Genomic DNA, 26,243 nt, shown 5'->3' on the forward strand with positions numbered 1-26,243 from the left:
TTATTCTCCAAATAACCTAAGGCAACGTTATACACGACGTTTTTTAGGCGGCCGACAACCGTTATGGGGGATAGGAGTTACATCAGTAATGTTCGTAATGCGAAAACCAGACGCGTTTAACGCACGGATAGTAGATTCTCGTCCCGGACCTGGCCCTTTAACCATAACTTCAAGATTTTTAATTCCATATTCTTTTACTGCTTCAGCACAACGTTCTGCTGCCACCTGTGCAGCGAAAGGAGTCGACTTACGAAACCCTCGAAAACCGGAATCACCAGCTGTCGCCCAGCCTAACACATTACCCTGACGATCGGTGATAGTTACAATAGTATTATTAAAAGATGCATGAATATGTGCTATACCATCTGCAACTTGTTTGTTAACTCGTTTACGTGCACGAGTAGGTATTTTCGCCATTATTTACTCACCCAGACTATTTTTTTATCGGTTTACGTGGACCCTTGCGGGTACGGGCATTAGTCTTTGTCCGCTGACCGCGGACAGTAAGACCACGACGATGACGTAAACCACGATAAGTACCAAGATCCATTAAACGCTTAATACTCAAGGTTACTTTACGACGCAAATCACCTTCAACAACAAACTTGGCAACTGCATCACGCAATATATCAATTTGCTCTTCAGACAGATCACTAAGCTTAATATTTTCAGCAATACCAGTGGCCGCGCAGATGTGGCGCGAACGCGTTTTGCCAATGCCATAAATTGACGTTAGCGCAATCCCGGTATGTTTGTGATCAGGAATATTAATGCCTGCTATACGGGCCACTATTCACTCCTAAAAAATTTAATAAAATATGATCCTGAAAAGCCCGTTTCAGGATACTTAAACAAGATTGCAAAGATATCTAAAATTGGCTCGTCAATTTAGCTATCTACAACCAATTTTGCAAGAAAAAGCTGAAAATATTATCCTTGGCGTTGTTTATGCTTAAAATCAGAACTGCAAATCACATGAACGATACCATTACGCTTAACAATTTTGCAGTTGCGACATAATTTCTTAACAGAAGCGCGAACTTTCATGTTTACTCTCTGTAACTTCTCAAGTTTTTTTAATTAACGGTTATAATATTTCAGATGTGCTTTCTTTAATACGGATTCATATTGACTTGATATTAATAGAGTCTGCACTTGAACCATAAAGTCCATGATCACTACAACGACGATCAATAAAGATGTGCCTCCGAAATAAAAGGGCACTTTCATTGCATCACGCATGAACTCAGGAATTAGGCAAATAAAGGTCATGTACATAGCGCCGATAAACGTTAAACGAATCATCACTTTATCAATATACTTTGCCGTCTGTTCTCCTGGACGAATGCCTGGTACAAAAGCACCGGACTTCTTCAAGTTATCTGCCGTCTCTCGCGGGTTAAACACTAACCCTGTATAAAAAAAACAGAAAAATATGATTGCAATTGCGTATAATAACACATAAAGTGGTTGACCAGGTTGTAAATAAAACGAAAAAACAGAAAGCCAATTCCAACCTGTTCCACCTCCGAACCAGGATGCAATCGTAGCCGGAAACAAAATTATGCTGGAAGCAAAAATTGCCGGAATAACCCCAGCCATGTTAACTTTAAGCGGTAAATGTGTGCTCTGGGTAGCATAAATGCGACGTCCTTGCTGACGCTTGGCGTAGTGAACGATGATGCGTCGTTGTCCACGTTCAACGTAGACTACAAAAAATGTTACCGCAAACACAAACACTACAGCTAATAGTAACACAATAAATTGCATATTACCTTGTCGAGCTTGCTCTATAGTCTGGCCAATAGCAGGCGGCAATCCTGCTACGATACCTGCGAATATAATGATGGAGATACCGTTGCCAATACCTCGTTCAGTAATCTGTTCACCCAACCACATTAGGAACATTGTTCCGCAAACTAAGCTTACTACCGCAGTCAAGTAAAATATAAAACCTGGATTAATTACCAGGTTTTGCATTCCAGGCATATTTGGCAAACCAGTCGCAATGCCGATTGATTGAAATACCGCCAATAACAATGCGCCATAACGCGTGTATTGACTAAGTTTACGTCTGCCTGATTCACCCTCTTTTTTAACTTCTGCTAACGACGGGTGAACTATAGTAAGTAACTGAATGATGATCGATGACGAAATATATGGCATGATTCCTAACGCAAATATAGAAGCACGACTAAGTGCCCCACCAGAGAACATGTTGAACATTTCAATGATAGTGCCACGTTGCTCTTCTAGCAACCTTGCAATTATAGTAACATCGATTCCAGGAATCGGAATAAAAGAGCCAATGCGGAAAATAATAAGCGCTCCGATAACAAATAAAAGTTTGCTTTTTAATTCACCTAATCCGCTCTTGGTATTAAAAAAATCTAATCTTGGTTGTTTAACCATCTGCTACTTATTCCTCAATTTTGCCACCGGCTGCTTCGATTAAGATACGGGCGCCTTTGCTTACACGTAAGCCACGCACGATAACTGCACGTTTGATCTTGCCTGATAGCATTATTTTGACGAATACAGTTTTGTTGCCAATGATGTTAGAAACTTTTAACGCATTAAGATCTACGACTTCTCCTTCTATATGCGCCAAATCGGACAGGCGGACTTCTGTGGTCACCATAGATTTATTCGACGTAAAACCAAATTTTGGAAGACGCCGGTACAGAGCCATCTGACCACCTTCAAACCCACGCCTTACTCCTCCGCCAGAACGAGATTTTTGACCTTTATGACCGCGGCCACCGGTTTTCCCCAAACCAGAACCAATACCTCGGCATAGACGCTTTGAGGGGTGTTGGGAACCCTCAGCCGGAGACAGAGTATTTAAACGCATCTCTTATTGATCCTCTACTTTGATCATATAGGAAACTAAATTTATCATTCCTCGTATAGCAGGAGTATCTTTAAGCTCTACAGTGTGGCCAATGCAACGCAAACCCAACCCAATCAAAGTTGCCTTGTGTGTTGGTAAACGACCTATGGAACTACGAGTTTGAGTAATTTTAATAGTATGAGCCATGGTTACTTACCCTCGAATTTCTTCGACGGATTTACCACGCTTGACAGCGATCATTTCAGGAGATTTCATATTGCCAAGAGCGTCGATAGTTGCACGAACCACATTGATCGGATTAGTAGAACCATAGGTTTTTGCCAATACATTATGAACTCCTGTTACTTCCAGAACAGCGCGCATTGCGCCCCCAGCAATAATACCAGTACCCTCTGAAGCCGGCTGCATAAAAACGCGAGAACCCGTATGTGCACCTTTAATTTGGTGCTGCAACGTGCCGTTATTCAACGCAATATTTATCATGTTGCGACGGGCTTTTTCCATTGCTTTCTGGATGGCAGCCGGAACTTCACGTGCTTTACCGTAGCCAAAACCAACACGACCGTCACCATTACCAACAACAGTCAGTGCAGTAAAGCTAAAAATACGGCCACCTTTTACGGTCTTAGATACGCGATTTACCGCAATCAACTTTTCCTGCAGTTCACTATTTTGTTTTTCAATACGTGCCATTTTATTTCCCTATATTAAAACTTAAGGCCAGCTTCACGGGCAGCATCTGCCAATTTTTGGATTCGACCATGATATTTGAACCCAGAACGGTCAAATGACACATCTTTAATGCCTTTTTTTAATGCACGATCAGCTATAATTTTACCTACTGCGGCAGCAGCAGCTTTATTACCGGTACCATTTAACTGCCCCACAATAGCTTTTTCTACAGTGGAAGCGGCTGCCAAGACTTCAGAACCGTTTGGCACTATAACCTGTGCATAAATATGACGTGGGGTACGGTGTACTACCAGGCGAGTTGCACCCAACTCTCGGATCTTGCATCGTGCACGAGTAGCACGACGAATACGAGCAACTTTCTTATCCATAGTATTACCTTACTTTTTTTTAGCTTCTTTTGCACGCACAACTTCGTCGACGTGACGAATACCCTTTCCTTTATAAGGTTCAGGACGACGATAAGCTCGCAAATCTGCCGCAACCTGACCAATAATTTGTTTATCAAAACCTTTCAGCAAAATTTCATTTTGGCTAGGACATTCAGCTGTAATACCATCCGGTAGTCGATGTTCAATGAGATGAGAAAAACCCAAAGATAAATTCACCAGGTTACCTTTTACTGCAGCGCGGTAACCTACTCCTACCAGCTGTAGCTTTTTAGTAAACCCGTGTGTCACACCAATCACCATATTGTTTACTAATGCACGTGTAGTGCCGGCAAGCGCCCAACCATTGGTATGACCTTCACGAGGAGCAAAGGTTAGCTGGTTATCATAATACTGAATGTTAACAACTTCGTGGATAGTACGCGTAAGATGGCCCTTCTTACCCTTAATAGAAATATTTTTACCGTTAAGGTTAACTTCTACATCAGTAGGAATGACGATTGGTGCTTTAGCAACACGAGACATTCTTTCCTCCCAATTATGCTACATAACATATAATCTCGCCGCCAAGACCAGCTTGGCGGGCTGCACGATCAGTCATAATTCCTTTAGAAGTAGAAATAACCGCAATACCCAGTCCTGCCATGACTTTGGGGAGCATATCTTTTTTCTTATATATGCGAAGACCGGGACGGCTGATACGCTGAATGCGTTCTATTACTGGTTTACCTTGAAAGTACTTAAGTACTAATTTCAGCGCCGGATTGGTACCGACTTCAACTTTATTATAATCTTTAATAAATCCTTCTTCTTTTAGTAAATTAGCAATTGCCATTTTAAGCTTCGAAGAAGGCATGAAGACAGCAGTTTTGTTTGCGGATTGACCGTTACGGATACGAGTTAACATATCCGCGATCGGATCTTGCATACTCATCTCTTTTTACTCTCGTAATTTATGATTATTTACCAGCTAGCCTTTCTTAGACCCGGAATTTCACCGCGCATAGCAGCTTCACGGGCTTTGATACGGCTAAGCCCAAATTTTCGTAGAAAAGCATGCGGCCGACCAGTTTGTCGGCAGCGGTTACGTTGACGAGATGGACTAGAATCACGCGGCAGCGTCTGCAGTTTTAAAACTGCATTCCAACGTTCTTCGTGAGAAACATTCACATTAGAAACGATATTTTTTAGTTCAGCACGTTTTGTGAAAAATTTATTAGCTAATTTCACGCGTTTTACTTCACGTGCTTTCATAGATTCTTTAGCCATACAGTAATTATACCTTACTTGCGAAATGGAAAGTTGAAGGCGGTCAACAAGGCTCGTCCTTCATCATCAGATTTCGCAGTTGTATTAATAGTAATATCCAAGCCCCGAACACAATCTACTTTATCGTAGTCGATTTCTGGAAAGATGATATGCTCACGCACACCCATGCTATAGTTGCCACGGCCATCAAATGACTTGGCAGAGAGGCCCCGGAAATCACGGATACGCGGTACAGCAATGGAAATTAGTCGTTCGAAGAACTCCCACATGCGTTCGCCTCGTAAGGTTACTTTGCAACCAATTGGATAGCCCTGACGAATCTTAAAGCCCGCAATAGATTTACGTGCTTTGGTAATCAGCGGTTTTTGGCCGGAAATTGAGGTTAAATCGGCAACAGCACTAGCTAATAGCTTTTTATTAGTAATTGCTGCCCCCACCCCCATGTTTAGAACGATCTTTTCGATCCGAGGTACTTGCATGGCAGAATAGTATCTGAAATGTTTAATAAGTTGATGTACTACTTTGTATTTGTAGTAACTATGCAATTTTGACATTGTACTACTCTCCAAATTGCTTAAATAGTTTCACCATTAGATTTAAAGACACGTACTTTCTTTCTATCTTCAATCTTAAAGCCCACGCGGTCCGCCTTGTTAGTAATCGTATTGAATATTGCAAGATTAGAGAGATCGATTGTTGCTTCTCTCTCAATGATGCCACCTAACCGTTTTATTGCTGGGACTGGTTTTTGATGTTTTTTTACTAAATTAATGCCTTCTACTATGGCTTTACCAGTAGACAAAACACTTTTTACTTTACCGCGTTTACCTTTATCTTTACCGGTCAACACGACGACTTCGTCATTACGACGGATTTTCGCTGCCATGTTTTACTCCTTAGAGTACCTCAGGTGCAAGAGAAATGATCTTCATAAACTTTTCGGTACGTAGTTCACGAGTTACCGGTCCAAAAATACGCGTACCTATAGGTTGTTCATTCTGATTATTTATCAGAACACAAGCATTACTATCAAAGCGAACAACAGAACCATCAGGGCGACGAACACCTTTTTTAGTACGTACGACTACAGCCTTAAGAACATCACCTTTTTTTACTTTGCCACGAGGAATTGCTTCTTTTATGGTGATTTTTATCATATCGCCGATGCCTGCGTAGTAACGGTGCGACCCGCCTAGAACCTTGATACACATTACGCGCCGTGCACCGGAGTTGTCAGCCACGGTCAGCATAGTTTGCTCTTGGATCATGTTAGTGCTCCGTTCATGTCAATTACTATTCTCTCTAATGACCTCAATAGATCGTTATAAAAAATTTTATAAAATAGAGCGTTATCCGTAGAACACCACTCCTAGTAAATTGGTAAAACAAATAACCTGCTAATTTTTAAAATATTTATTTAAAGCGTGCTTACAGGTTTACGGGAGTGCTTTTTCTAAAACGCGAACCAGCGTCCAGGACTTGGTCTTGGATATCGGCCGACATTCTCTAATTTCAATGATATCGTTAATCTTGCTATCATTGTTTTCGTCATGTACATGAAACTTGGTAGTTCGTTTAATAAACTTCCCATAAAGAGGGTGTTTCACAAAACGTTCAATATTTACAACAATAGATTTTGTCATCTTGTCACTGACTACACGACCTTGCAAAGTACGAAATTTATTATTCATAACGCATTCATCTTTTCTTAGTTAATAACATCTTGATACGAGCAACATTACGGCGAACTATCTGCAATAGGTGCGTCTGTTGCAATTGACCGTTCGCAACCTGCATACGCAAGTTGAATTGCTCACGCAGCAGATCTAGTAGTTTTGTATTAAGCTCTTTATCATTTTTTTCACGCAACTCATTTGCTTTCATGAGATCACCGTTTTAGTCACAAAAGTGGTTTTAATTGGCAGTTTTGCTGCAGCTAGCTTAAAAGCTTCACGGGCAAGCTCTTTCGAAACACCGTCCATTTCGTACAGAACCTTACCAGGCTGAATTAAGGCAACCCAGTATTCTACATTGCCTTTACCTTTACCCATACGCACCTCAAGAGGCTTTTCGGTGATAGGTTTATCCGGGAAAATGCGGATCCAAATCTTACCTTGACGCTTAATTGCACGTGTCATAGCCCGCCGTGCTGATTCGATTTGACGCGCAGTTAAACGACCACGAACAATAGCTTTTAAACCAAAAGTGCCAAAACTAACATTAGTACCAGATGCTAAGCCACGGTTGCAGCCTTTATGCATTTTACGGAATTTTGTACGCTTGGGTTGTTGTAACATCAGCGAAGCTCCTTATGTCCTTTACGCTGCTGTTTTTTAGGTTGAGCAGCAAATTCCGGTTGTTCAACCGCAGCTATACCACCTAAAATTTCACCTTTAAAGATCCACACTTTTACACCGATAATACCATAAGTAGTATGCGCTTCAGACATATTATAGTCGATATCCGCTCGCAGCGTATGCAACGGAACACGACCTTCTCGATACCATTCAGTACGCGCGATTTCAGCACCGCCCAACCGGCCACTGACTTCGACCTTAATCCCCTGAGCTCCAAGGCGAAGAGCATTTTGCACGGCACGTTTCATTGCACGACGGAACATAACACGGTGTTCTAGCTGTGAAGCTATGCTATCGGCAACTAGTTTGGCATCCAGTTCTGGTTTACGGACTTCAGTAATATTAATCTGTGCTGGGACTTTAGTAATATCCGCTACAACTTTACGCAATTTTTCTATATCTTCGCCTTTCTTACCAATTACGATACCTGGACGAGAGGTATAAATAGTTACACGGATACTTTTGGCTGGACGCTCTATAACTACGCGAGAAACTGCAGCTTTCGACAATTCCTTATTTAAAAACTCACGAACTTTAAAATCACTGTTTAGATTATCGGCGAATTCTTTGGTATTTGCATACCAAGTAGAGTTCCAGGGTTTGACGATACCCAGGCGAATACCATTTGGATGTACTTTCTGGCCCATTGCTAATCTCCAATATCTCAGCGATCTGACAAAACCACAGTAATGTGGCTGGTACGTTTTAGGATACGGTCTGCACGACCCTTAGCCCGCGGCATAATACGCTTCATGCTCGGACCAGCATCGACGAAAATTTTTGCGACTTTCAGATCATCAATATCTGCACCATCATTGTGTTCAGCATTAGCAATAGCAGACTCCAGTACTTTCTTAACCAGACTAGCAGTTTTCTTGTTAGAATAGTTAAGAACGTCCAGTGCTTTCGACACTTTCTTCCCGCGAATCAGGTCAGCCACTAAACGAACCTTTTGGGCAGAAGAACGAGCGTGGCGATATTTAGCAATAGTTTCCATCTCTTCTTCATTCCTATATTAACGTTTCTTGGTTTTTTTGTCGGATACATGGCCGCGATAAGTACGCGTCGGAGCGAATTCACCGAGTTTGTGACCAACCATTTCATCGGCAACAAAAACCGGTATGTGTTGACGACCATTATGAACAGCAATGGTACAACCAATCATTTTTGGAAGAATCGTTGAACGACGTGACCAAGTGCGAATAGGCTTCTTGTCACCGCTTTCTACCGCTTTTTCTACTTTCTTCAGCAAGTGCAGGTCAATAAATGGACCTTTCTTGAGAGAACGTGGCATTGTTTATCCTCTAATATTATTTGCTGCGTCGACGTACGATAAACTTATCAGTACGCTTATTGCTACGAGTTTTCTTACCTTTTGTCTGAATACCCCATGGGGATACCGGATGCTTACCAAAATTGCGACCTTCACCACCACCGTGTGGGTGGTCAACCGGGTTCATCGCCGTACCACGAACGGTTGGGCGGATGCCACGCCAGCGGTTTGCACCGGCTTTACCTAGTACACGCAGCATATGCTCTACATTACCTACTTCACCCAAAGTAGCGCGGCATTCTGAATGAATTTTTCGTATTTCACCTGAACGTAAACGCAGCGTGACATAAGCACCATCACGAGCTACTATTTGAACATAAGCACCGGCAGATCGTGCCAGCTGACCACCTTTACCAGGTTTCATTTCCACATTATGCACGGTAGAACCAACAGGTATATTACACATCGGCAGTGCGTTACCGGCTTTAATTGTTGCATTAGCGCCAGATTCAATCTGATCACCGGCCTTCATACCTTTTGGTGCTAAAATGTAACGACGTTCACCATCTTTATACAAAATAAGAGCAATGTTGGCAGATCGATTAGGATCGTATTCTAGACGTTCTATCACTGCCGGTATACCATCTTTATTACGTTTAAAGTCAATTAAACGATAATGTTGCTTATGACCACCACCAATATGACGTGTAGTAATACGGCCGTTTTTATTACGTCCACCAGATTTACTGATAGTTTCCAGCAACGGAGCATATGGTTTGCCTTTGTGTAACTCAGTATTAACCACTTTGACAACGTGGCGACGACCAGGAGATGTGGGTTTACATTTGACAATTGTCATTGTCTTACTCCTTTGATTTACTTTGCACCGCTGATGAAATCTAGGTTCTGACCTTTTTGCAGGGTGATATAAGCTTTTTTCCAGTCGCTACGACGACCGATACGTTTTCCATGACGTTTGGTTTTACCTTTAACAATCAGGGTACGCACATCATTGACTTCAACTTGAAACAGTGTATACGCAGAGGCTCTGATTTCTGCTTTGGTCGCATCTTTAGCTACTTTGAAAACGATAGTGTTATATTTTTCCATAGCAATAGATGCTTTTTCAGAAACATGCGGCGCGCGTAGTACTGTTAGTACACGTGCTTCACGAATCATGCCAGCATCTCCTCAATTTGTTTAATAGCATCAACAGTCATAATAATTTTATCGAAGGCTATCAGACTAACCGGATCGATACCTTGAACAGCCCGCACATCTACTTTATAGAGGTTACGCGCAGCTAAAAATAGGTTTTTGTCTAGTTTGCGGATAATGATCAGAACATCTTTCAACATCATTTCCTTAAGTTTTTGTGCAAGAAACTTGGTTTTCGGTGCTTCGATCAAGAACTGTTCAACAACAATTAAACGATGCTGACGTATCAATTCAGATAAGATACTTTTCAGAGCCCCGCGATACATTTTTTTGTTGACTTTTTGACTGTGATTTTGCGGCTTCACTGCAAATGTTGCGCCACCAGAACGCCAAATTGGGCTTTGAAAGCTACCGGAACGAGCACGGCCGGTACCCTTCTGACGCCAAGGTTTTTTACCGGTTCCAGTAACTTCGGCACGGGTCTTTTGACTGCGGGTTCCCTGACGCCTACCTGATGCGTAAGCCACAACCACTTGGTGGACTAGCGCTTCATTGAATTCACACCCGAAGGTGTTTTCTGAAACAGAAAGTGTGCCTTGCGCATCTTTTAATACTAATTCCATGCCTATCTCCTTGATGTTACTCCTTGATAGCTGGTTTAACAATCAGGTCACCACCGGTTGCTCCCGGGACCGCGCCCTTAACCAGAAGCAAGTTGCGTTTTACATCAACATTGATCAAGTCTAGGCTTTGAACGGTTACGCGGGTGTGGCCTAATTGGCCTGCCATTTTTTTGCCTTTAAATACTTTCCCTGGCGTTTGATTCTGCCCGATAGAACCCGGAACGCGGTGAGACAAAGAATTACCATGAGTAGCATCCTGGGTACGAAAATTCCAGCGCTTTACAGTGCCTGAAAATCCTTTACCTTTAGAGGTACCCGTAACGTCAACTTTTTTAACATCAGCAAACAATTTTACGGAGATGCTCTGGCCAATGGTGATTTCTTCCCCTTTTTCGACGCGAAATTCCCATAGACCACGACCTGCTTCAACGCCAGCCTTAGCAAAATGACCAGCTTCCGGTTTGATTAGGCGATTGGTCTTTTTTGTACCAGCAGTAACCTGAATTGCCGAGTATCCATCTTTTTCCAGATTTTTTACTTGCGTCACGCAATTGGCTTCGATTTTAATAACGGTGACCGGGATAGAAACGCCGTCTTCAGTAAAAATGCGAGTCATGCCTACTTTACGTCCGATTAAACCCTTCATTTTAACCTCTCAATCATTAATAATCTGGTTAACCTAGGCTAATCTGCACATCTACACCGGCAGGCAGATCCAGACGCATAAGAGCATCAATGGTTTTTTCGGTTGGTTCCACTATATCAATCAGCCTCTTATGAGTGCGTATTTCATACTGATCACGCGCATCTTTGTTAACATGCGGAGAGATCAAAATAGTAAATCGCTCTTTCCGGGTCGGCAGCGGAATCGGACCACGTACCTGAGCACCGGTACGTTTAGCAGTCTCGACAATTTCCGCGGTTGATTGATCGATCAAACGATGATCAAACGCTTTCAACCGTATACGGATTCTTTGGTTCTGCATGAGACCAGAGCTCCAATTATGAATAAACTTAAAAAACACCTAACAAACTCATTCCCTTATCGATTTATAAGGGAGTATACTTTGATAGGGGAGTAATATAATCGTTCATTGTTATCCCCCTATTGGGGATATTGTTAGCTGGCTTACAGCTTACGTGGCTCAGAAAGGGCCTTGATGAGCAAAGTCGGCTTTTATAGTAAATATCTAGAATACAAGGATACATATTATACGCAAATTTATACAGAAAGCAAGCGCAAGGCGTAAAAAAGGAAAAGTACTGTGTTAGAAAACATTATGCACTTACACGAAACACAATAAAACAAATTAAATTAAAAGGCAAAACTCTCTAACTTGAGAGAGCCATTTAAAAGCATAAATATCATACAGAAAGTCTCGTAAGCTGATCGAAAATTAATTAAAAAATAAAATAAAGACTGAGCAAAATCACTTAATGTGCTGATCGGCATTGCGAGATGCGGTGAATTTGAAACTGTCTACCATAAAATACAACCTAATAAGCACGGAAAATAGCTGAGCATAGCTGAGCCTTTCCAGGCTATGACTGCAAAGTAGTTCAGGTAGCTTACAAGCTTGAAAAACTTCAGCATGAGTTTTTAAAACATCTAAGGTACTATTTATTTACTCAGTTAAAATCTTTTCAAATCCAGCAACGCATATCCTCGCATAGGATACGATATCTAAGTATTTTATTTCACCAGTAAATTTGTAGTATTTAATTTCATTAAACTATATAAGGCCTAATTTATTAAATATATTGAAATGCAATAAATACTAGATGATAATCATCAGATCCTTGTCAAACAGTTTGTTTATATAATTGATAAATTTGTATTATCGTTAATGATACATTCATTCGCTACAGATTATATCTGTATATAGTTACAATAAAATCATAAAAACGATCACTATACTTTTCAAAATATTTTATAACTATGCGATATGCTCTCGTTCATCATGTACTTTATTATAAAGTATTACGCATAAAATGATCAAACTTAAGAATCACAATACTTATAATTTTAATTCTGGTAAATATAGGGATAATTTAAACTCACTGCGGCTAGTAATGCGTTGTTGTTTATATTGCATTACATAAAATATACATTACTACTCAGTAGTTAAACTTAAAAAGTTTATTAACGATTATTTTACAATATCAAAATTATTTTAATTATTAAAATAAGTTACCTTCAATAAGTGAATATAGTGATATTATTGTGTTAGAACGATGATAATTAAGCTAAATTTAGTTAAGTTATAAAGCTTGTCTATTATGTGCCATGCTTATTAAGAACAATCAAAATGACAGTAACTTTCTCATTAATCATGACCTAAACGACAACATATATGCCTGAATTGCTTTAGCTTGCTCTCTTACCTCTTATTAAGTAAGAGATCACTTTCTTTAAAATAAATTCAGCAAAAATATTCCTATTGTTTTTTTTGAGTTTTATTACCCTTGAAATAATACGCATATTAAGAAATTATGGCAACATGCAAGCATAAGATATTATGCTAAAGTTAGGCGCAAGTTCAATAAAACAGTTAAATTTGTATAAATTAATTACTTATATGTAATTAATGTTATTTGCATAACAAATGTTGCTTTATAGCTAAAAAGCTATATTCACTTCCTTGGCCAGAGCAAATCAGATTTTCTTTAGCAACAATTAACAAAACCGCCGAACAGACAAGAACGCCAAATAAAAGCAAACACCTACGATAATCTTCGGCTAACGAATAACATATAGAGTGGCTTCTTTCTATGTACAGAATCTTAAATGCAACTGACTGTTGCGCGTTAATCTTGTGCTGGGGAGACTAAGTTTGCTGATTATTTATTAATTCTTAAATGCCTGTGTCGCTTATTAAAGAAGTAATAGTGAGCCAAAACAACGTGGCAAGATATCCCCTTTTATACCCGTGCGTTAATAAATCATATTGTCACTCTATGCATTATATTTATAAGTATTAACCACGGCTTAAAAAAAGAATAGTAATTAAACTTACTTGCAAAGTTAATTATGATAGCAGCTATACGGACACCAGTTAAAGCAATAGCGCTTACTGTATTATTTATGTCTTTTAGCAACCTGCGGTAAAGCCGGTCAGATAAAATGTTTATTCATGTGGGTTATTTGAAAAAAGGTGTTGAATGTGATATATTGGCTTGCCTGATTAGGCTTTTAGATCTTTGATTACTAATGCAGTCTTTACATCTGGAATAGTATTCCAGGTCGTAATTTCCTGGCTAACTCCATGTTACACCTATTAAAATATAATTTACCTTTGCGTGGATCAAAATAATTTGGTAAAAGTATTAACTTTGTTTTTAAGTTATGCGTTCTTCTGTAAGATTTGCGATTTAGTTATCTATATCACAGGAAATATTAAGCTATCAAATTACGCATTTCTAGCTATGAAAATGTTTCTGACGTTTCAATTTTTATTCTTTCCTCTTTTTATACAAAGGTACTATAGAGGCTATAAGCCTGTTAGCTAGTGAAGTTTTCCGTTCACTGCGAATCTGAAAATTATTGCTTATTAAGCTTTACGGGGGGAGGATCTAATTTCCCAGATAGACAAGATAATGATGCAGAACACAACAAAAAAAAACTAGATAAAACCTGGACCAGAAGCACGGTAATATCGTTAACATTTTAATTACGAATGTTTTTGTTAATCTAAGTAAGTTTTACTGCTGACTATTTTAATTAACATATCCTGCTGTTCGGAAACCGGGTTACAATAGATATTATACTTAACCGCTTATTATAACTATGCACTTTACCGTTTAAGTTGTGCATGGTATAACATATTTATCTTTCAGCTTTATTGTTTTGACTAAGTGGCAATGTTTGACCGACAGCACGGCAACCAAACCGGTAAGCGTTTACTCAATACAGTCACAATCAACTTATCCTCCTGCTCCCACGTAAAAAGACAAGCACATACATGACCGATCTGGTTTATAGCCCCCGTCAGTATTATTGCTATAGTTGGGAATAACTATAGGCTTTATTTTTAATAACGCTTTCTTTTCTAGCAATATTGTTGTGGAATTGTTATTCCTGTATGTAGCTAATTTGCATAAGAGCAGAACTTACTAAGTTATTAATAAAAATGTTGAAACTATGTTGCTACTCATTAGAATTTAAAAATTATACCGGCAAAATATTTATTTTACCATCTTTGAACTTAATTTTCTCATTTTTAATGAATAGTGAATATTAAAATGTTCAACACTGTCTCCTGCGATTTTTATATTACGTTATCATTATGATATAAAGATAGACTTGTTGAAACCTTATTTTTTACAGTAGTGTCAAAGCTAATCGCTTTATGCATGGGTAAAGCTCTTATTATTAGTACATCGCTATTATTAAGTTTATAAGCATCACACTAGTAACCTAAATGCAAATTTTTACTGAAATAACCATTTACAAAATTGGGTTATGGTGCTACGTCTAGGCATCGCATTAGACAACGATCTAATCAATAAGTATCTTGGAAGTATCCAATGATCATATTAGCCGTCTTTGTGCTGCTTATCCTAAGCAGCACAAGAATTGTAGGTTCATTACATCCACCAAGATGGTAAAACCATAAAAATGGCGCTATTTGCGCCATTTTTATGGTTACTAATTCAAAACATACATTATATGTGCAACATTATATTAAGTTATAATTTTAACAACCACACCAGCACCAACTGTACGGCCACCTTCACGAATTGCAAAATGCAGACCCTCATCCATGGCAATCGGAGAAATTAAGTTGACAAACATCTTAATATTATCGCCTGGCATCACCATTTCAATGGTTTCTGGTAATTCAATAGCACCGGTCACGTCAGTAGTACGAAAGTAAAACTGCGGACGGTAACCCTTAAAGAATGGTGTGTGGCGGCCTCCCTCATCTTTGTTTAGAATATAAACTTCTGATTCAAATTGAGTGTGTGGCTTAATTGAACCCGGTTTAGCTAATACCTGGCCACGCTCGACATCATCACGCTTTATGCCACGCAATAACACACCTACGTTCTCGCCAGCACGACCTTCGTCTAACAGCTTACGAAACATTTCAACACCCGTACAAATGGTTTTGATGGTGTTTTTGATACCCACGATTTCTACTTCTTCACCTACCTTGACAATACCGCGTTCTACACGACCAGTTACTACCGTACCACGGCCTGAGATGGAAAATACGTCCTCAATCGGCATTAGGAAAGGTTTATCAATATCTCGTTTAGGTTCCGGAATATAGTTATCTAGCGCTTTTGCTAGTTCAAAAATTTTTTGCGTCCAAGCTTCGTCTCCTTCAAGCGCTTTCAGCGCTGAACCGCGGATAACTGGTGTATCATCGCCCGGGAAGTTATACTGAGACAATAGTTCACGAACTTCCATTTCAACCAAATCTAGCAGCTCTTCGTCATCTACTATGTCACATTTGTTCATAAAAACGACGATGTACGGCACACCTACCTGGCGACCCAACAAAATGTGCTCGCGAGTCTGCGGCATCGGGCCATCGGTTGCAGCAACCACCAGAATCGCTCCGTCCATTTGAGCCGCGCCGGTAATCATGTTTTTCACATAGTCGGCGTGACCCGGGCAATCTACATGTGCATAATGGCGTGTAGATGTATCATATTCAACGTGCGAAGTGTTAATAGTTATACCTCGGGCTTTTTCTTCTGGCGCGTTGTCAATCTGATCAAAGGCGCACGCACTTCCGCCATAGGTCTTGGCTAAAACGGTCGTGATGGCTGCGGTCAAGGTCGTTTTACCATGGTCGACATGACCAATAGTACCGACATTAAGATGTGGTTTTGTGCGTTGAAACTTTTCTTTAGACACGGCTATATTCCTTACTTTACTCTTATGCTTTTACTAAATTAAGTAAAAGCGCGGGTCTTTATTGTGTAATCCTTTTAAAAAGCTTACTTAGCTCTGCGGGTTTCGAGAATGGCCTGAGCAACGTTATTCGGTGCTTCATGGTACTTCAAAAACTCCATGGAATAAGAAGCACGGCCCTGAGTCTGTGAACGCAGTTCAGTAGCATAACCGAACATTTCAGCCAATGGGACCTGCGCGCGAACAGTTTTACCAGTTGTGGTATCCTCCATACCGTCAATAATACCGCGACGACGGTTCAAATCACCAATCACGTCACCCATATAATCTTCAGGTGTTTCAATTTCCACTTTCATTATAGGTTCCAGTAAAACAGGCTTTGCCTTGATAAAGGCTTCTTTGAATGCAATAGAACCAGCAATCTTAAACGCCATTTCCGAGGAATCTACTTCGTGGTAAGAGCCATCGAAGATGGTAACGCGAACATCTACGATCGGGTAGCCGGCTAGAATACCACTTTTTAGCTGTTCCTGAATACCTTTATCCACCGCCGGAACATATTCTTTAGGCACCACGCCACCAACAATTTCGTTCAGAAACTCGTAACCTTTGCCACCTGGCTCCATTGGCTCAATACGCAGCCATACGTGACCGAACTGACCACGACCACCTGACTGACGAACAAATTTACCTTCCTGTTCTATCGTGGCATGAATAGTTTCTCGGTAAGCCACCTGAGGCTTACCAACATTAGCTTCCACGTTGAATTCACGACGCATGCGGTCAACAAGAATTTCAAGGTGCAATTCACCCATACCAGCGATGATAGTTTGGCCAGACTCTTCATCAGTCCAAACGCGAAAAGAGGGGTCTTCCTGCGCTAAACGACCTAAAGCCATGCTCATTTTTTCCTGGTCAGCCTTCGTTTTAGGTTCCACCGCAACCGAAATGACCGGCTCCGGAAATTCCATACGCTCAAGAATTGTAGGTGCGGAAGGATCGCACAGAGTATCCCCAGTAGTCACATCTTTTAAGCCTATGGCCGCAGCAATATCACCGGCTCGCACTTCTTTGATTTCTTCACGTTTGTTAGCATGCATCTGTACAATACGACCGAAACGTTCGCGCTTGTCTTTAACCGAATTTAGAACGGTATCACCAGAATTCACGACTCCTGAATAGACGCGGAAGAAGGTCAAATTACCGACAAACGGGTCGGTGATGATTTTGAAAGCTAGAGCTGAAAATGGCTCATCATCTCTTGAATAACGCTCAGCGCTGGTTTCACCATCGTTAAGCACGCTATTCATAGCACTAACATCAGTTGGTGCAGGAAGGTATTCTATGATTGCATCTAACATTGCCTGAACTCCCTTGTTCTTAAACGCAGAACCACAGGTAACCAGAATAATTTCGTTATTTATAACGCGCTGGCGCAAACCTTTTTTAATTTCTTCTTCGGTTAGCTCTTCGCCTCCTAAGTATTTGTCCATCAAATCTTCAGACGCTTCAGCAGCTGATTCAACCAGATGTTGTCGCCATTTGTCAGCTAGTGCGGTTAAATCGGAAGGAATGTTTTCATAATTAAAGGTTAAACCTTGATTTGCTTCACTCCAATTGATGGCCTTCATTTTAACTAAGTCGACAACGCCCGTAAAATGTTCTTCTGCACCGATAGCTAGCTGAATAGGAACAGGATTAGCGGCTAAACGAGTTTTTAACTGTTCAACCACGCGCAGATAGTTAGCTCCTATACGGTCCATTTTATTCACGAACGCAATACGCGGCACTTTATACTTGTTTGCCTGACGCCAGACAGTTTCAGACTGCGGCTGCACGCCGCCTACGGCACAGTAGATCATAACCACACCATCGAGCACACGCAAGGAACGTTCTACTTCAATAGTGAAGTCTACGTGTCCCGGAGTGTCAATGATGTTAATTCGGTGGGAAACAAACTGTTTGGCCATGCCGGTCCAGAAACAAGTCGTCGCTGCAGACGTGATGGTAATACCACGTTCTTGCTCTTGCGCCATCCAATCCATAGTGGCAGCGCCATTATGAACTTCACCAATTTTGTGGTTCACACCAGTATAGAACAAAATACGTTCAGTCGTGGTGGTTTTACCCGCATCGATATGAGCACTAATACCAATGTTACGGTAGCATGCAATGGGTGTTATACGAGCCATTAAAATCCTCGATTACTTAGGGCATGCATTTACGAAATTACACGGCCTGGCCAGCTCATGATCGTCCGTTTAGTTAGCATGACTACTGGTGTTACTATTACCAACGGTAGTGGGCAAAAGCCTTATTAGCATCCGCCATCCGGTGAACATCTTCACGTTTTTTCACAGCAGCACCTTTGTTCTCCACTGCATCAGAAAGTTCGTTTGCTAAACGAAGAGCCATAGATTGATCACCGCGTTTACGAGAAGCTTCAACTATCCAACGCATTGCTAGTGCATTACGGCGAACCGGACGAACTTCTACTGGCACCTGATATGTAGAACCACCAACACGTCGAGATTTGACCTCGACAGTTGGACGAACGTTGTTTAGAGCGATTTCAAAAGCTTCTAGAGGGTCTTTTCCTGAATGGTGCACAAGGATCTTCAATGCATTATAAACGATTACTTCCGCTGTAGATTTTTTACCATCTACCATCAGTATATTAACAAACTTGGCCAAAAGTTCAGATCCAAACTTCGGATCAGGTAGGATTTTACGTTGGCCAACAACACGACGACGTGGCATAAAATGCTCCGTATTTAATTTAAAATTTATAACTTATTAATATAATAAATACCTAACTTAACTTCTCTACAAGAGAAGCATTAAGCCTTTGATTTCTTTACACCATATTTAGATCGTCCTTGCTTGCGGTCTTTAACACCGGAACAATCAAGAGCACCACGCACAGTATGATAACGAACTCCTGGAAGATCTTTTACACGGCCGCCGCGTATAAGAATCACGGAGTGTTCTTGCAGATTATGTCCTTCACCTCCAATATAAGAGGTAACTTCAAATCCGTTGGTTAAACGAACACGACACACTTTACGCAACGCGGAGTTTGGTTTTTTGGGCGTGGTAGTATACACTCGAGTACATACGCCACGTTTTTGTGGACAGGCATCTAATGCCGGAACATTGCTCTTTACAAACTTCATGGAGCGCGATTTGCGTACCAACTGATTTATGGTTGCCATTCAATAAAGCTCCTGGTATTTTACTTTGTAAGTATTAAGAAATAAATTAAATTGCATAATAATGCGGAGGGTCAAAGTACTAAAATATAAAAATTGTATAATTAATGAATAATCTTGTCAAGATATATACCAATTACCCATTTTTACCAGGCTATCTGCTGAATCTGTTTTTCAGTTAACTTAACAAAATCAGTATAACTGACTATCGCAATGTTTGGTGAAAAAAAGGCAAATAACCCGCGTGCAGCAATATCATTCTCCAATGCTTGCAGTATCAGAGACGAAACGCTCAAATCGTGAGCGGATGGTGAGCCACGCAACCCAGCAATTACGCCATCAGATAGCAGCAGCAGAACATCACCAGGTCTAACGGTACGCAACAGCGCCGCAAGATCGCGGGAGTAGGGAGAATGACTTAGGGTATACAACATTCAACGCCTTTAGTGTTAAAACGTCACTATGACGTCATAAGTGGATAAACACTGACGCCAGTCTAACGCCGAAAGCCACTCGACGTTTAGAATCCAGCCAGTAGAAACATCTAGTCCGCGCTCTGTGGCCGAGTCAGCGCAGAGATAAAGCCTGTTAACATCATACAATGATAACACACCGAAAGTAGCGATAAAGTCTCGCGCTAAAACTCGTGATGGCTGTTGATGTAGTAATAGCAACAATACACCATCAGCGATAAAAAATACACCTATATCATTGGTTAATCCCAAAGTAGCCAATAGTGCATCAAGCCCTTCACGTCCTGAAGCGTTGCCGTGCGGCCCGTAAGTAAAAACAAAAGCGATACGGTTCATGACGACTTAAAATTGTATGAAACGATCGCAACTAATCATTGCCTGCGACAGAGTACCTAGACCACTAAGTTTAAAACCTAGCTGAAGAACATCATCGGCAATGCCACGCCGCATGGCGGCGGAGGCACAGACATGCAGAGCGACCGAATGCTTTTGAGATAAATTATGCCAGGCACGCACCAGATCAACCTCATCGCTTGCAGGCATACTCAGACGATTAGAATTCCCAACACCATCTTGATAAAAAAAAACAATACCTAAACGGTGTCCACATGTTAGTAGGGCATGTGCGAACTGCAGAGCGTTGCTAGCGCGTTGGTTACCATAAGCTGGGCCAGTAACCATTAAACAGTAATCCAAAGACTTATAACTCTCCTATCTTATAAACAAAGAGAACTTTTGAAGTAATCAATATAACACGGTGCGCTTAGAAATATTCAGACTATAGAAAATCTGATTGATGGCAAGTATGTCAAATTCAGAACGCTCTTACGGTTTTGACTTTAAAACTAGACATTATAACTTACTTACAAGTGTTACTTCAATTATAAATTATTACTAAACACACCGCGATCCGCGGTAAAATCATTAATTGTAAAATTAAGTAATTTCAACTATCAAATAGTTTACAAAATAAAAAGTCAGCCAAATAGCAATGGTCTTCCATGTTTAGCAAATTAAAGTATGTATTTTAAAGAGAAATGCCACCACCAGATGCATTCCTGGTGCACAGGAAGCTTATCATTCACTATTCATGATATTAAATCATAATAGTTATATGTATTTTATTATGAAAACGTTAAATCAAAGTTGACAGTCAGTGGATAAACTAGCTATTTTGTTAGGTAACATCATCAGCTAGCACCATGCAAGATAAGCAATTGATGCCCCTACTAACATTTGATATTTTGACGGTGGCGATAAGCACCACCTAACATTTAAGGTCTTACGGAGAGTAAAATTCAGTGCAATTCACTGAAAAGAATAACTGAAATAAACATAGACCAACTACTTAAAATAACTTTATACTAAGAAAAACTTTTTCATAAACAATGCTAAGATAATGTTTGTCTAGTAAATCTAGCTCTCTTTACTTTAGAGATTAGATACATGCATGTAGACATGTCTACACTAATTATAAATTTGACAGGATATTATTAAATAGATTTACTTGTAATTTTACTAAACAGCAACTGAGAGAGTATCTCTTAATAAACTCGCTGATCTTTTGTGTATTAATTTTATTATTTAACATGAATATTGATGCGATAGTACCTGTCTGCGGTAGGTGCGCCGCACTCATAAGTGAAAACTTGTTTAATCAAGCAAGACACCCTAAAAATTAAAAGAAAATTACGTGATAATCACATAATATGTCATCTGTACTAATAAACGTTAGCAATGACGCTAAACAAAAGATTGGAGTAATCAATTTGATATTTAATGGTTCGATACCAAAAAACTAGAGTAGAGTTACTCTGCAATACCGGTAAATAAGGAAGTTACTATAAGCTTATTCTAGCTAAATAAGCAGTTAAATTCCCCACCTTTTATGATCTCTAACCCTTCAGTTAAATAGGGATCGCGTTTTCTATAAGTAAGGAAAACGGACAACACACTTATAGGAATTGTTAAATTTCGTCTCATCAACCAATTCAACTTTATAAATTTAATACCACAGTATCACTTATCGGTCGGCGTGCAGCAAGCAAAACATCTTTATTGATTTTATACAGCATGCCGTGAACGTTTTTCTTAAAGTACTTTTACTTAACATAAATTGTGCGATATTTATCTCCCTTATAGTTGTTATCCTTATTAGTTTTCTGTCTTATTTTAGTCTGATAAGACTGTTTATACGCTCTTTAAACCTTTTAGTGTTATTACTCAATTTCTTAATCAGAAAGTTTATTGTGTTGCTAAAATCTTCCTATAAACCGACAGGAAACTGATATTCATCTAGTCTGATACAGATTTTCCTATAATTTTATTAAATTATATATCAACACCCAAATCAAGTTACCTATTGTATAGGTAACTTGATTTTCGCTGTTTTAGATTTACATGAGACTGGCGTTGCCAGTCTCATGTAGTTGTCTATTACGACACGTTGCTGAACCGAATCTACAACCTACTCCAGCTGCTTGCGTTTTGGACAAATGCTATATTGACATAGATCAATACTAATGACTTAATTAAAATTTAATTAATTTTTATTGCATTGAGTAAAAACCCACGTAATAAATAGCAAAGTTAGACAAAAACTAAAACTGTATGTTGTATATTACAATAAAATTTCCATGTAAATTTATTAACTTTTTCTGTATTTTACAATAGTAAATTTACTGAAAATGAATGTGCGATACCACCGAATACAAATATGCAAGCGCAGCACTCTTTAATAATTCTATTGCAACTCGATAGAGTTTAACATGAATGTTATTATACTGCAATTATCCGTACTGATATCAATTTTTAGTGTGTATCAACAACAGGTATATCACATTCGTTCGCTATCAAAAAACTTAGGTATTCAAAAAAAAACTTTAAACTAACTCATTTCCGTAATTTAAAAGCATATATTTCCTATTTACTAGGGACTATGTACTGCATCAATTCTAAATTTTCAACATCAATAAACTGGTAGTTGTCAAGCAGCAAATAGCTCTGACATAAAATTCATTACTACATTTACAATAAAAAACTTGATGACATCAAATCATATTCGTTAACGTAGTACTATATTACTGTATGACCACGCTATCACTCGATGACACGTACCTTAAAAGAGGTACGCTATACCAAAACAATTGTCTAACTTCAGCAAGACAGAATAACACCCTAATAACCTAACTAATTTACAAATTGACACTTTGTCAAATAGCATTTTTAGATAAGGCGAAAATAAAGAGCATTTTATCGCGATATAGAATTTTCCTATGTTACCATTCATGCTCATTTAGTAGCAGAAAGCAAATTAGCCAATAAAAAACATGTTTGATATATACTATAGTATAGCTCACATAATATCAGTTTTTGATAATTTGTGCATAAAAACTACTTTTTACTGGCAAACTGCCAATGTAACTGTAGATGTGTCATGATGTATCAAGACAATACAAGACAATTTCTTAAAACTATGCTGTAATAAAGAATAATAAGATATAAAGTTAATGACAGTTAAATAACAAGTAAGTAATCAAAAAAATAATAAATACTAAATCATCATCACCTACCTTTAAGTTCTGTTTACAAAAACATAGACGTAATTATGTCATAACAAAACCTCACATAAAATATGATACTCACCAATCAAAATCGGTGATGACAAGAGAGGATAACAACAAATGATTATCGGCAAACAGCAAAAAGACCCCACTATCGAATGGCTCTTGTCTCATTGCCATATTCATAAATATCCCTCGAAAAGCACATTAATTCACCAGGGTGAAAAAGCAGAAACGCTTTATTACATTATTAAGGGCTCTGTTGTAGTATTTATCAAGGACGAAGAAGGCAAAGAAATGATTCTTTCCTATCTTAATCAGGGCGATTTTATTGGCGAATTAGGATTTTTTGAAGCAAAGCAAGAGCGCAGCGCATGGGTGCGAGTAAAAACGGCTTGTGCAGTAGCTGAAATATCCTACAAGAAATTTCTCCAGCTTATCCAGGTTAATCCCGATATTTTAATGCGCGTGTCATCACAAATGGCAAACCGTCTAAAGATAACGTCTAAAAAAGTCGGCAACTTGGTTTTTCTTAATGTAACAGGGCGTATAGCACAAACGTTATTTAATTTAGCCAAACAACCAGATGCCATGACTCACCCGGACGGTATGCAAATCAAAATCACTCGGCAGGAAATCGGTCAAATTGTCGGATGTTCACGGGAAACGGTCGGCCGGATCTTAAAAATCCTCGAAAATAAGAACCTAATTTCTGCTCATGGAAAAACCATTGTTGTTTACGGCACTCGATAATTTCCTTTTTAAGGAAAGCATAGGCATATCAGCCATGCTTTTTATTTTAATCGACCAATGTAACGCAAACTGAACAAACTAACTCCTCCAAATCAATCACGACCCTTAGGTAGGTACTTTTGATTTGTTATATGGATTGCAATTGTAACGATATTCAGTAATTTGAAGTAAGGTTAACGATTCTCTCAGGTACCTGAATGTTAAAGGTATCCTTGATATCTTGATCGATATCATCATTTTAAAAAAAGGGGTAATGTTTAGCATAAAATCACAATTAATCTGATTCACCTTTGTCTGATATCGGTAGCGCTTATTGTTGCAGTGTTTATACCCAAGATTACAACAATGCGCCACTCTCGCCGCTACTCTTACTCTATTTAGAGTTATACTATTGTATAAGTAAGACTAATTTATACTGTGGTTCTCTTGACTGTTTATTAAAAAATATATAATACCTCTTGGTATGTGATATTTATCAACTTAGTTAAGTTTTCTGATAGCGCTGTATTAATCCGGAGATAGAATGAACAATTCTAGTTTACGTTTCCGTAACCCTTTGATATCTTATCTTCAGCATCCATTTTATATTCAGGCTTCTGAATGGTTTCTTCATCTAAATTATTCTAGCAATCACCTCAAAGATTAAAACTGTTGCGTTATTCAATAGAGCAACAGCCTTAGTCGGTATTTATCAACGATAGTGGCTTCTTGAATCTTTTAAAATGTCACACTTAAAAACTGATTATGCAGCTACGAGACTATCGGATAAAATGCTTTAACGGTTAGAGTTAAGTCCAACAAAATTTATATCAATCAACTTATTTAGTTGTACGAAATAACACATACAACACTACCACTAGATAAGTCTAGCACTACCTGGTCTAGAGGCACCAATGAATAAGCAACATCAAACCTGTATGAGATGTATCAATACGAAATGGCATAGAGAATATTGATTATTTTAATGTGTGAGTTACTTGAAATTGTTTGTTGACGTGCCGTTTGCTAGATATACGTAAAATAGTATCGTCACCACTAGAAAAACATTGCTTACTCAAACTAAGTTAATACCTAGTATGTTGTGATGTAACTAGCCTTGATACTTATATTCATAATCCGGCAATGAATACACTAAACAAACTATAAGTTTTGATAGGTTATAAGTTTCATACAAAAATTAATCATGCTACCCAGCTTGACTAAAATATAAAGTTGGATAAAAAAAACACGAGATACCAAAGTCAGCCATGCAATACACTAATCGGTTTGAAAACGGAAAGCATCAAGTGACAAGATTAACCGCACGGCACCTATCAAAAATAACTCTATACTATAGGAACAGCCATACAGAGCAGCAGTTGCTGTTTTCTATATTGTAAAGTCTCTTTAGTCAAACGTACCAAAATTTTCTTAAACTACTTTAAACTTTTTAGACATTTTATAAAATATTATCAGAGTGCAATAGCACGAAGAGAATCGCGTCTAGGCTGAGACTCATGATCCCTTCTGAGGATTTTGTATCATATATCTCCCTTTAAAACTGTCCATATAATCAGCCTGGCTTTACTTACGTAATAAGTAGCAATATCCATACTGCGGTAACTGTTGTGTAAATACCTAATGCCTTCGCATATATCATATAACACCTGTGGTAAAAAAATTATGGCGTTGGTTAACGTTGCTCAGGTACCTACCTCTAAACACATTTATTACATCCAGAATAGCATCGGCGGCAGCGTAGGCAAAGTACGTTTATATAATCC

33 protein-coding genes are annotated in these 26,243 nt (G+C 39.1%); 1 reads left to right on the top strand and 32 read right to left on the bottom strand.

Annotated elements, in window-relative coordinates; translation table 11 throughout:
• Window positions 1-27: 27 nt before the first annotated feature.
• The 32 genes from rpsK to tusD all read right to left on the bottom strand — a co-directional run bounded on the left by rpsK (window position 28) and on the right by tusD (window position 20,860).
• Window positions 28-417 carry a 30S ribosomal protein S11 gene (gene rpsK / locus HBA_RS00220; protein WP_097032064.1) on the bottom strand — a complete coding sequence of 130 codons (390 nt, stop codon included), beginning with the start codon at window positions 415-417 and terminating at the stop codon, window positions 28-30.
• Window positions 418-433: 16 nt separating this feature from the next.
• Entirely contained in the window at window positions 434-790 is a 357-nt protein-coding gene (gene rpsM / locus HBA_RS00225; protein WP_097032065.1) for a 30S ribosomal protein S13, read from the bottom strand.
• A 140-nt stretch (window positions 791-930) separates the two neighbouring features.
• Window positions 931-1,047 carry a 50S ribosomal protein L36 gene (gene rpmJ, locus HBA_RS00230; protein WP_097032066.1) on the bottom strand — a complete coding sequence of 39 codons (117 nt, stop codon included), beginning with the start codon at window positions 1,045-1,047 and terminating at the stop codon, window positions 931-933.
• Between the two features lie 33 nt (window positions 1,048-1,080).
• Window positions 1,081-2,412 (bottom strand): preprotein translocase subunit SecY, encoded by a 1,332-nt coding sequence (secY, locus tag HBA_RS00235; RefSeq protein ID WP_097032067.1) that lies wholly within the window; start codon window positions 2,410-2,412, stop codon window positions 1,081-1,083.
• Window positions 2,413-2,419: 7 nt separating this feature from the next.
• Entirely contained in the window at window positions 2,420-2,854 is a 435-nt protein-coding gene (gene rplO, locus HBA_RS00240) for a 50S ribosomal protein L15 (RefSeq protein ID WP_097032068.1), read from the bottom strand.
• A 3-nt stretch (window positions 2,855-2,857) separates the two neighbouring features.
• On the bottom strand, window positions 2,858-3,040 hold the full coding sequence (rpmD, locus tag HBA_RS00245; protein WP_097032069.1) for a 50S ribosomal protein L30: 183 nt from the start codon (window positions 3,038-3,040) through the stop codon (window positions 2,858-2,860).
• A gap of 6 nt (window positions 3,041-3,046) precedes the next feature.
• Window positions 3,047-3,547 (bottom strand): 30S ribosomal protein S5, encoded by a 501-nt coding sequence (rpsE, locus tag HBA_RS00250; RefSeq protein ID WP_097032070.1) that lies wholly within the window; start codon window positions 3,545-3,547, stop codon window positions 3,047-3,049.
• A 14-nt stretch (window positions 3,548-3,561) separates the two neighbouring features.
• The gene (gene rplR, locus HBA_RS00255) at window positions 3,562-3,915 is read right to left on the bottom strand and encodes a 50S ribosomal protein L18 (RefSeq protein WP_097032071.1); all 354 of its coding nucleotides are present in this window, start codon (window positions 3,913-3,915) and stop codon (window positions 3,562-3,564) included.
• A 9-nt stretch (window positions 3,916-3,924) separates the two neighbouring features.
• Window positions 3,925-4,458: a 50S ribosomal protein L6 gene (gene rplF / locus HBA_RS00260; RefSeq protein WP_097032072.1), complete on the bottom strand. Its 534-nt coding sequence runs from the start codon at window positions 4,456-4,458 to the stop codon at window positions 3,925-3,927.
• 13 nt (window positions 4,459-4,471) lie between these two features.
• The gene (rpsH, locus tag HBA_RS00265; protein ID WP_097032073.1) at window positions 4,472-4,867 is read right to left on the bottom strand and encodes a 30S ribosomal protein S8; all 396 of its coding nucleotides are present in this window, start codon (window positions 4,865-4,867) and stop codon (window positions 4,472-4,474) included.
• A 29-nt stretch (window positions 4,868-4,896) separates the two neighbouring features.
• Window positions 4,897-5,202: a 30S ribosomal protein S14 gene (gene rpsN / locus HBA_RS00270; protein ID WP_097032074.1), complete on the bottom strand. Its 306-nt coding sequence runs from the start codon at window positions 5,200-5,202 to the stop codon at window positions 4,897-4,899.
• 14 nt (window positions 5,203-5,216) lie between these two features.
• Window positions 5,217-5,756 (bottom strand): 50S ribosomal protein L5, encoded by a 540-nt coding sequence (rplE, locus tag HBA_RS00275; RefSeq protein WP_097032075.1) that lies wholly within the window; start codon window positions 5,754-5,756, stop codon window positions 5,217-5,219.
• Window positions 5,757-5,776: 20 nt separating this feature from the next.
• Window positions 5,777-6,088: a 50S ribosomal protein L24 gene (gene rplX / locus HBA_RS00280; RefSeq protein ID WP_097032076.1), complete on the bottom strand. Its 312-nt coding sequence runs from the start codon at window positions 6,086-6,088 to the stop codon at window positions 5,777-5,779.
• Window positions 6,089-6,098: 10 nt separating this feature from the next.
• Window positions 6,099-6,470 (bottom strand): 50S ribosomal protein L14, encoded by a 372-nt coding sequence (rplN, locus tag HBA_RS00285; protein WP_097032077.1) that lies wholly within the window; start codon window positions 6,468-6,470, stop codon window positions 6,099-6,101.
• A 168-nt stretch (window positions 6,471-6,638) separates the two neighbouring features.
• Window positions 6,639-6,893: a 30S ribosomal protein S17 gene (rpsQ, locus tag HBA_RS00290; protein WP_097032078.1), complete on the bottom strand. Its 255-nt coding sequence runs from the start codon at window positions 6,891-6,893 to the stop codon at window positions 6,639-6,641.
• 7 nt (window positions 6,894-6,900) lie between these two features.
• The gene (gene rpmC / locus HBA_RS00295; RefSeq protein WP_097032079.1) at window positions 6,901-7,086 is read right to left on the bottom strand and encodes a 50S ribosomal protein L29; all 186 of its coding nucleotides are present in this window, start codon (window positions 7,084-7,086) and stop codon (window positions 6,901-6,903) included.
• Window positions 7,083-7,499 carry a 50S ribosomal protein L16 gene (gene rplP / locus HBA_RS00300; protein WP_097032080.1) on the bottom strand — a complete coding sequence of 139 codons (417 nt, stop codon included), beginning with the start codon at window positions 7,497-7,499 and terminating at the stop codon, window positions 7,083-7,085. The genes rpmC and rplP overlap by 4 nt, the downstream gene beginning before the upstream one ends.
• The gene (rpsC, locus tag HBA_RS00305) at window positions 7,499-8,206 is read right to left on the bottom strand and encodes a 30S ribosomal protein S3 (protein ID WP_097032081.1); all 708 of its coding nucleotides are present in this window, start codon (window positions 8,204-8,206) and stop codon (window positions 7,499-7,501) included. The genes rplP and rpsC overlap by 1 nt, the downstream gene beginning before the upstream one ends.
• A 17-nt stretch (window positions 8,207-8,223) precedes the next feature.
• Entirely contained in the window at window positions 8,224-8,556 is a 333-nt protein-coding gene (gene rplV / locus HBA_RS00310) for a 50S ribosomal protein L22 (protein ID WP_097032082.1), read from the bottom strand.
• 18 nt (window positions 8,557-8,574) lie between these two features.
• Complete coding sequence (rpsS, locus tag HBA_RS00315) at window positions 8,575-8,853, bottom strand: 30S ribosomal protein S19 (protein ID WP_097032083.1); 279 nt, start codon at window positions 8,851-8,853, stop codon at window positions 8,575-8,577.
• Window positions 8,854-8,869: 16 nt separating this feature from the next.
• Window positions 8,870-9,691: a 50S ribosomal protein L2 gene (gene rplB, locus HBA_RS00320; protein WP_097032084.1), complete on the bottom strand. Its 822-nt coding sequence runs from the start codon at window positions 9,689-9,691 to the stop codon at window positions 8,870-8,872.
• Between the two features lie 17 nt (window positions 9,692-9,708).
• Entirely contained in the window at window positions 9,709-10,011 is a 303-nt protein-coding gene (rplW, locus tag HBA_RS00325) for a 50S ribosomal protein L23 (protein WP_097032085.1), read from the bottom strand.
• Complete coding sequence (rplD, locus tag HBA_RS00330) at window positions 10,008-10,613, bottom strand: 50S ribosomal protein L4 (protein WP_097032086.1); 606 nt, start codon at window positions 10,611-10,613, stop codon at window positions 10,008-10,010. Before rplD ends, rplW begins: the two co-directional genes overlap by 4 nt.
• Window positions 10,614-10,629: 16 nt before the next feature.
• Window positions 10,630-11,259 (bottom strand): 50S ribosomal protein L3, encoded by a 630-nt coding sequence (gene rplC / locus HBA_RS00335; RefSeq protein ID WP_097032087.1) that lies wholly within the window; start codon window positions 11,257-11,259, stop codon window positions 10,630-10,632.
• 28 nt (window positions 11,260-11,287) lie between these two features.
• Complete coding sequence (gene rpsJ, locus HBA_RS00340; RefSeq protein ID WP_097032088.1) at window positions 11,288-11,599, bottom strand: 30S ribosomal protein S10; 312 nt, start codon at window positions 11,597-11,599, stop codon at window positions 11,288-11,290.
• 3,698 nt (window positions 11,600-15,297) lie between these two features.
• Entirely contained in the window at window positions 15,298-16,482 is a 1,185-nt protein-coding gene (gene tuf, locus HBA_RS00345; RefSeq protein ID WP_097032089.1) for an elongation factor Tu, read from the bottom strand.
• 83 nt (window positions 16,483-16,565) lie between these two features.
• On the bottom strand, window positions 16,566-18,671 hold the full coding sequence (gene fusA / locus HBA_RS00350) for an elongation factor G (protein ID WP_097032090.1): 2,106 nt from the start codon (window positions 18,669-18,671) through the stop codon (window positions 16,566-16,568).
• Between the two features lie 97 nt (window positions 18,672-18,768).
• Window positions 18,769-19,239: a 30S ribosomal protein S7 gene (gene rpsG / locus HBA_RS00355; protein WP_097032091.1), complete on the bottom strand. Its 471-nt coding sequence runs from the start codon at window positions 19,237-19,239 to the stop codon at window positions 18,769-18,771.
• An 80-nt stretch (window positions 19,240-19,319) separates the two neighbouring features.
• Entirely contained in the window at window positions 19,320-19,694 is a 375-nt protein-coding gene (gene rpsL / locus HBA_RS00360; protein ID WP_097032092.1) for a 30S ribosomal protein S12, read from the bottom strand.
• 143 nt (window positions 19,695-19,837) lie between these two features.
• A complete protein-coding gene (gene tusB, locus HBA_RS00365; RefSeq protein ID WP_097032093.1) occupies window positions 19,838-20,125 on the bottom strand; it encodes a sulfurtransferase complex subunit TusB in 288 nt (95 codons plus the stop codon).
• A gap of 15 nt (window positions 20,126-20,140) precedes the next feature.
• Window positions 20,141-20,500 carry a sulfurtransferase complex subunit TusC gene (tusC, locus tag HBA_RS00370; RefSeq protein WP_097032094.1) on the bottom strand — a complete coding sequence of 120 codons (360 nt, stop codon included), beginning with the start codon at window positions 20,498-20,500 and terminating at the stop codon, window positions 20,141-20,143.
• A gap of 6 nt (window positions 20,501-20,506) precedes the next feature.
• Window positions 20,507-20,860 carry a sulfurtransferase complex subunit TusD gene (gene tusD, locus HBA_RS00375; RefSeq protein ID WP_457920927.1) on the bottom strand — a complete coding sequence of 118 codons (354 nt, stop codon included), beginning with the start codon at window positions 20,858-20,860 and terminating at the stop codon, window positions 20,507-20,509.
• 2,987 nt (window positions 20,861-23,847) lie between these two features.
• Here tusD and crp point away from each other — a divergent pair.
• Window positions 23,848-24,480 carry a cAMP-activated global transcriptional regulator CRP gene (gene crp / locus HBA_RS00380; protein ID WP_097032096.1) on the top strand — a complete coding sequence of 211 codons (633 nt, stop codon included), beginning with the start codon at window positions 23,848-23,850 and terminating at the stop codon, window positions 24,478-24,480.
• Window positions 24,481-26,243: the final 1,763 nt, after the last annotated feature.

The organism is Sodalis endosymbiont of Henestaris halophilus, from assembly GCF_900161835.1.
GTDB lineage: Bacteria > Pseudomonadota > Gammaproteobacteria > Enterobacterales > Enterobacteriaceae.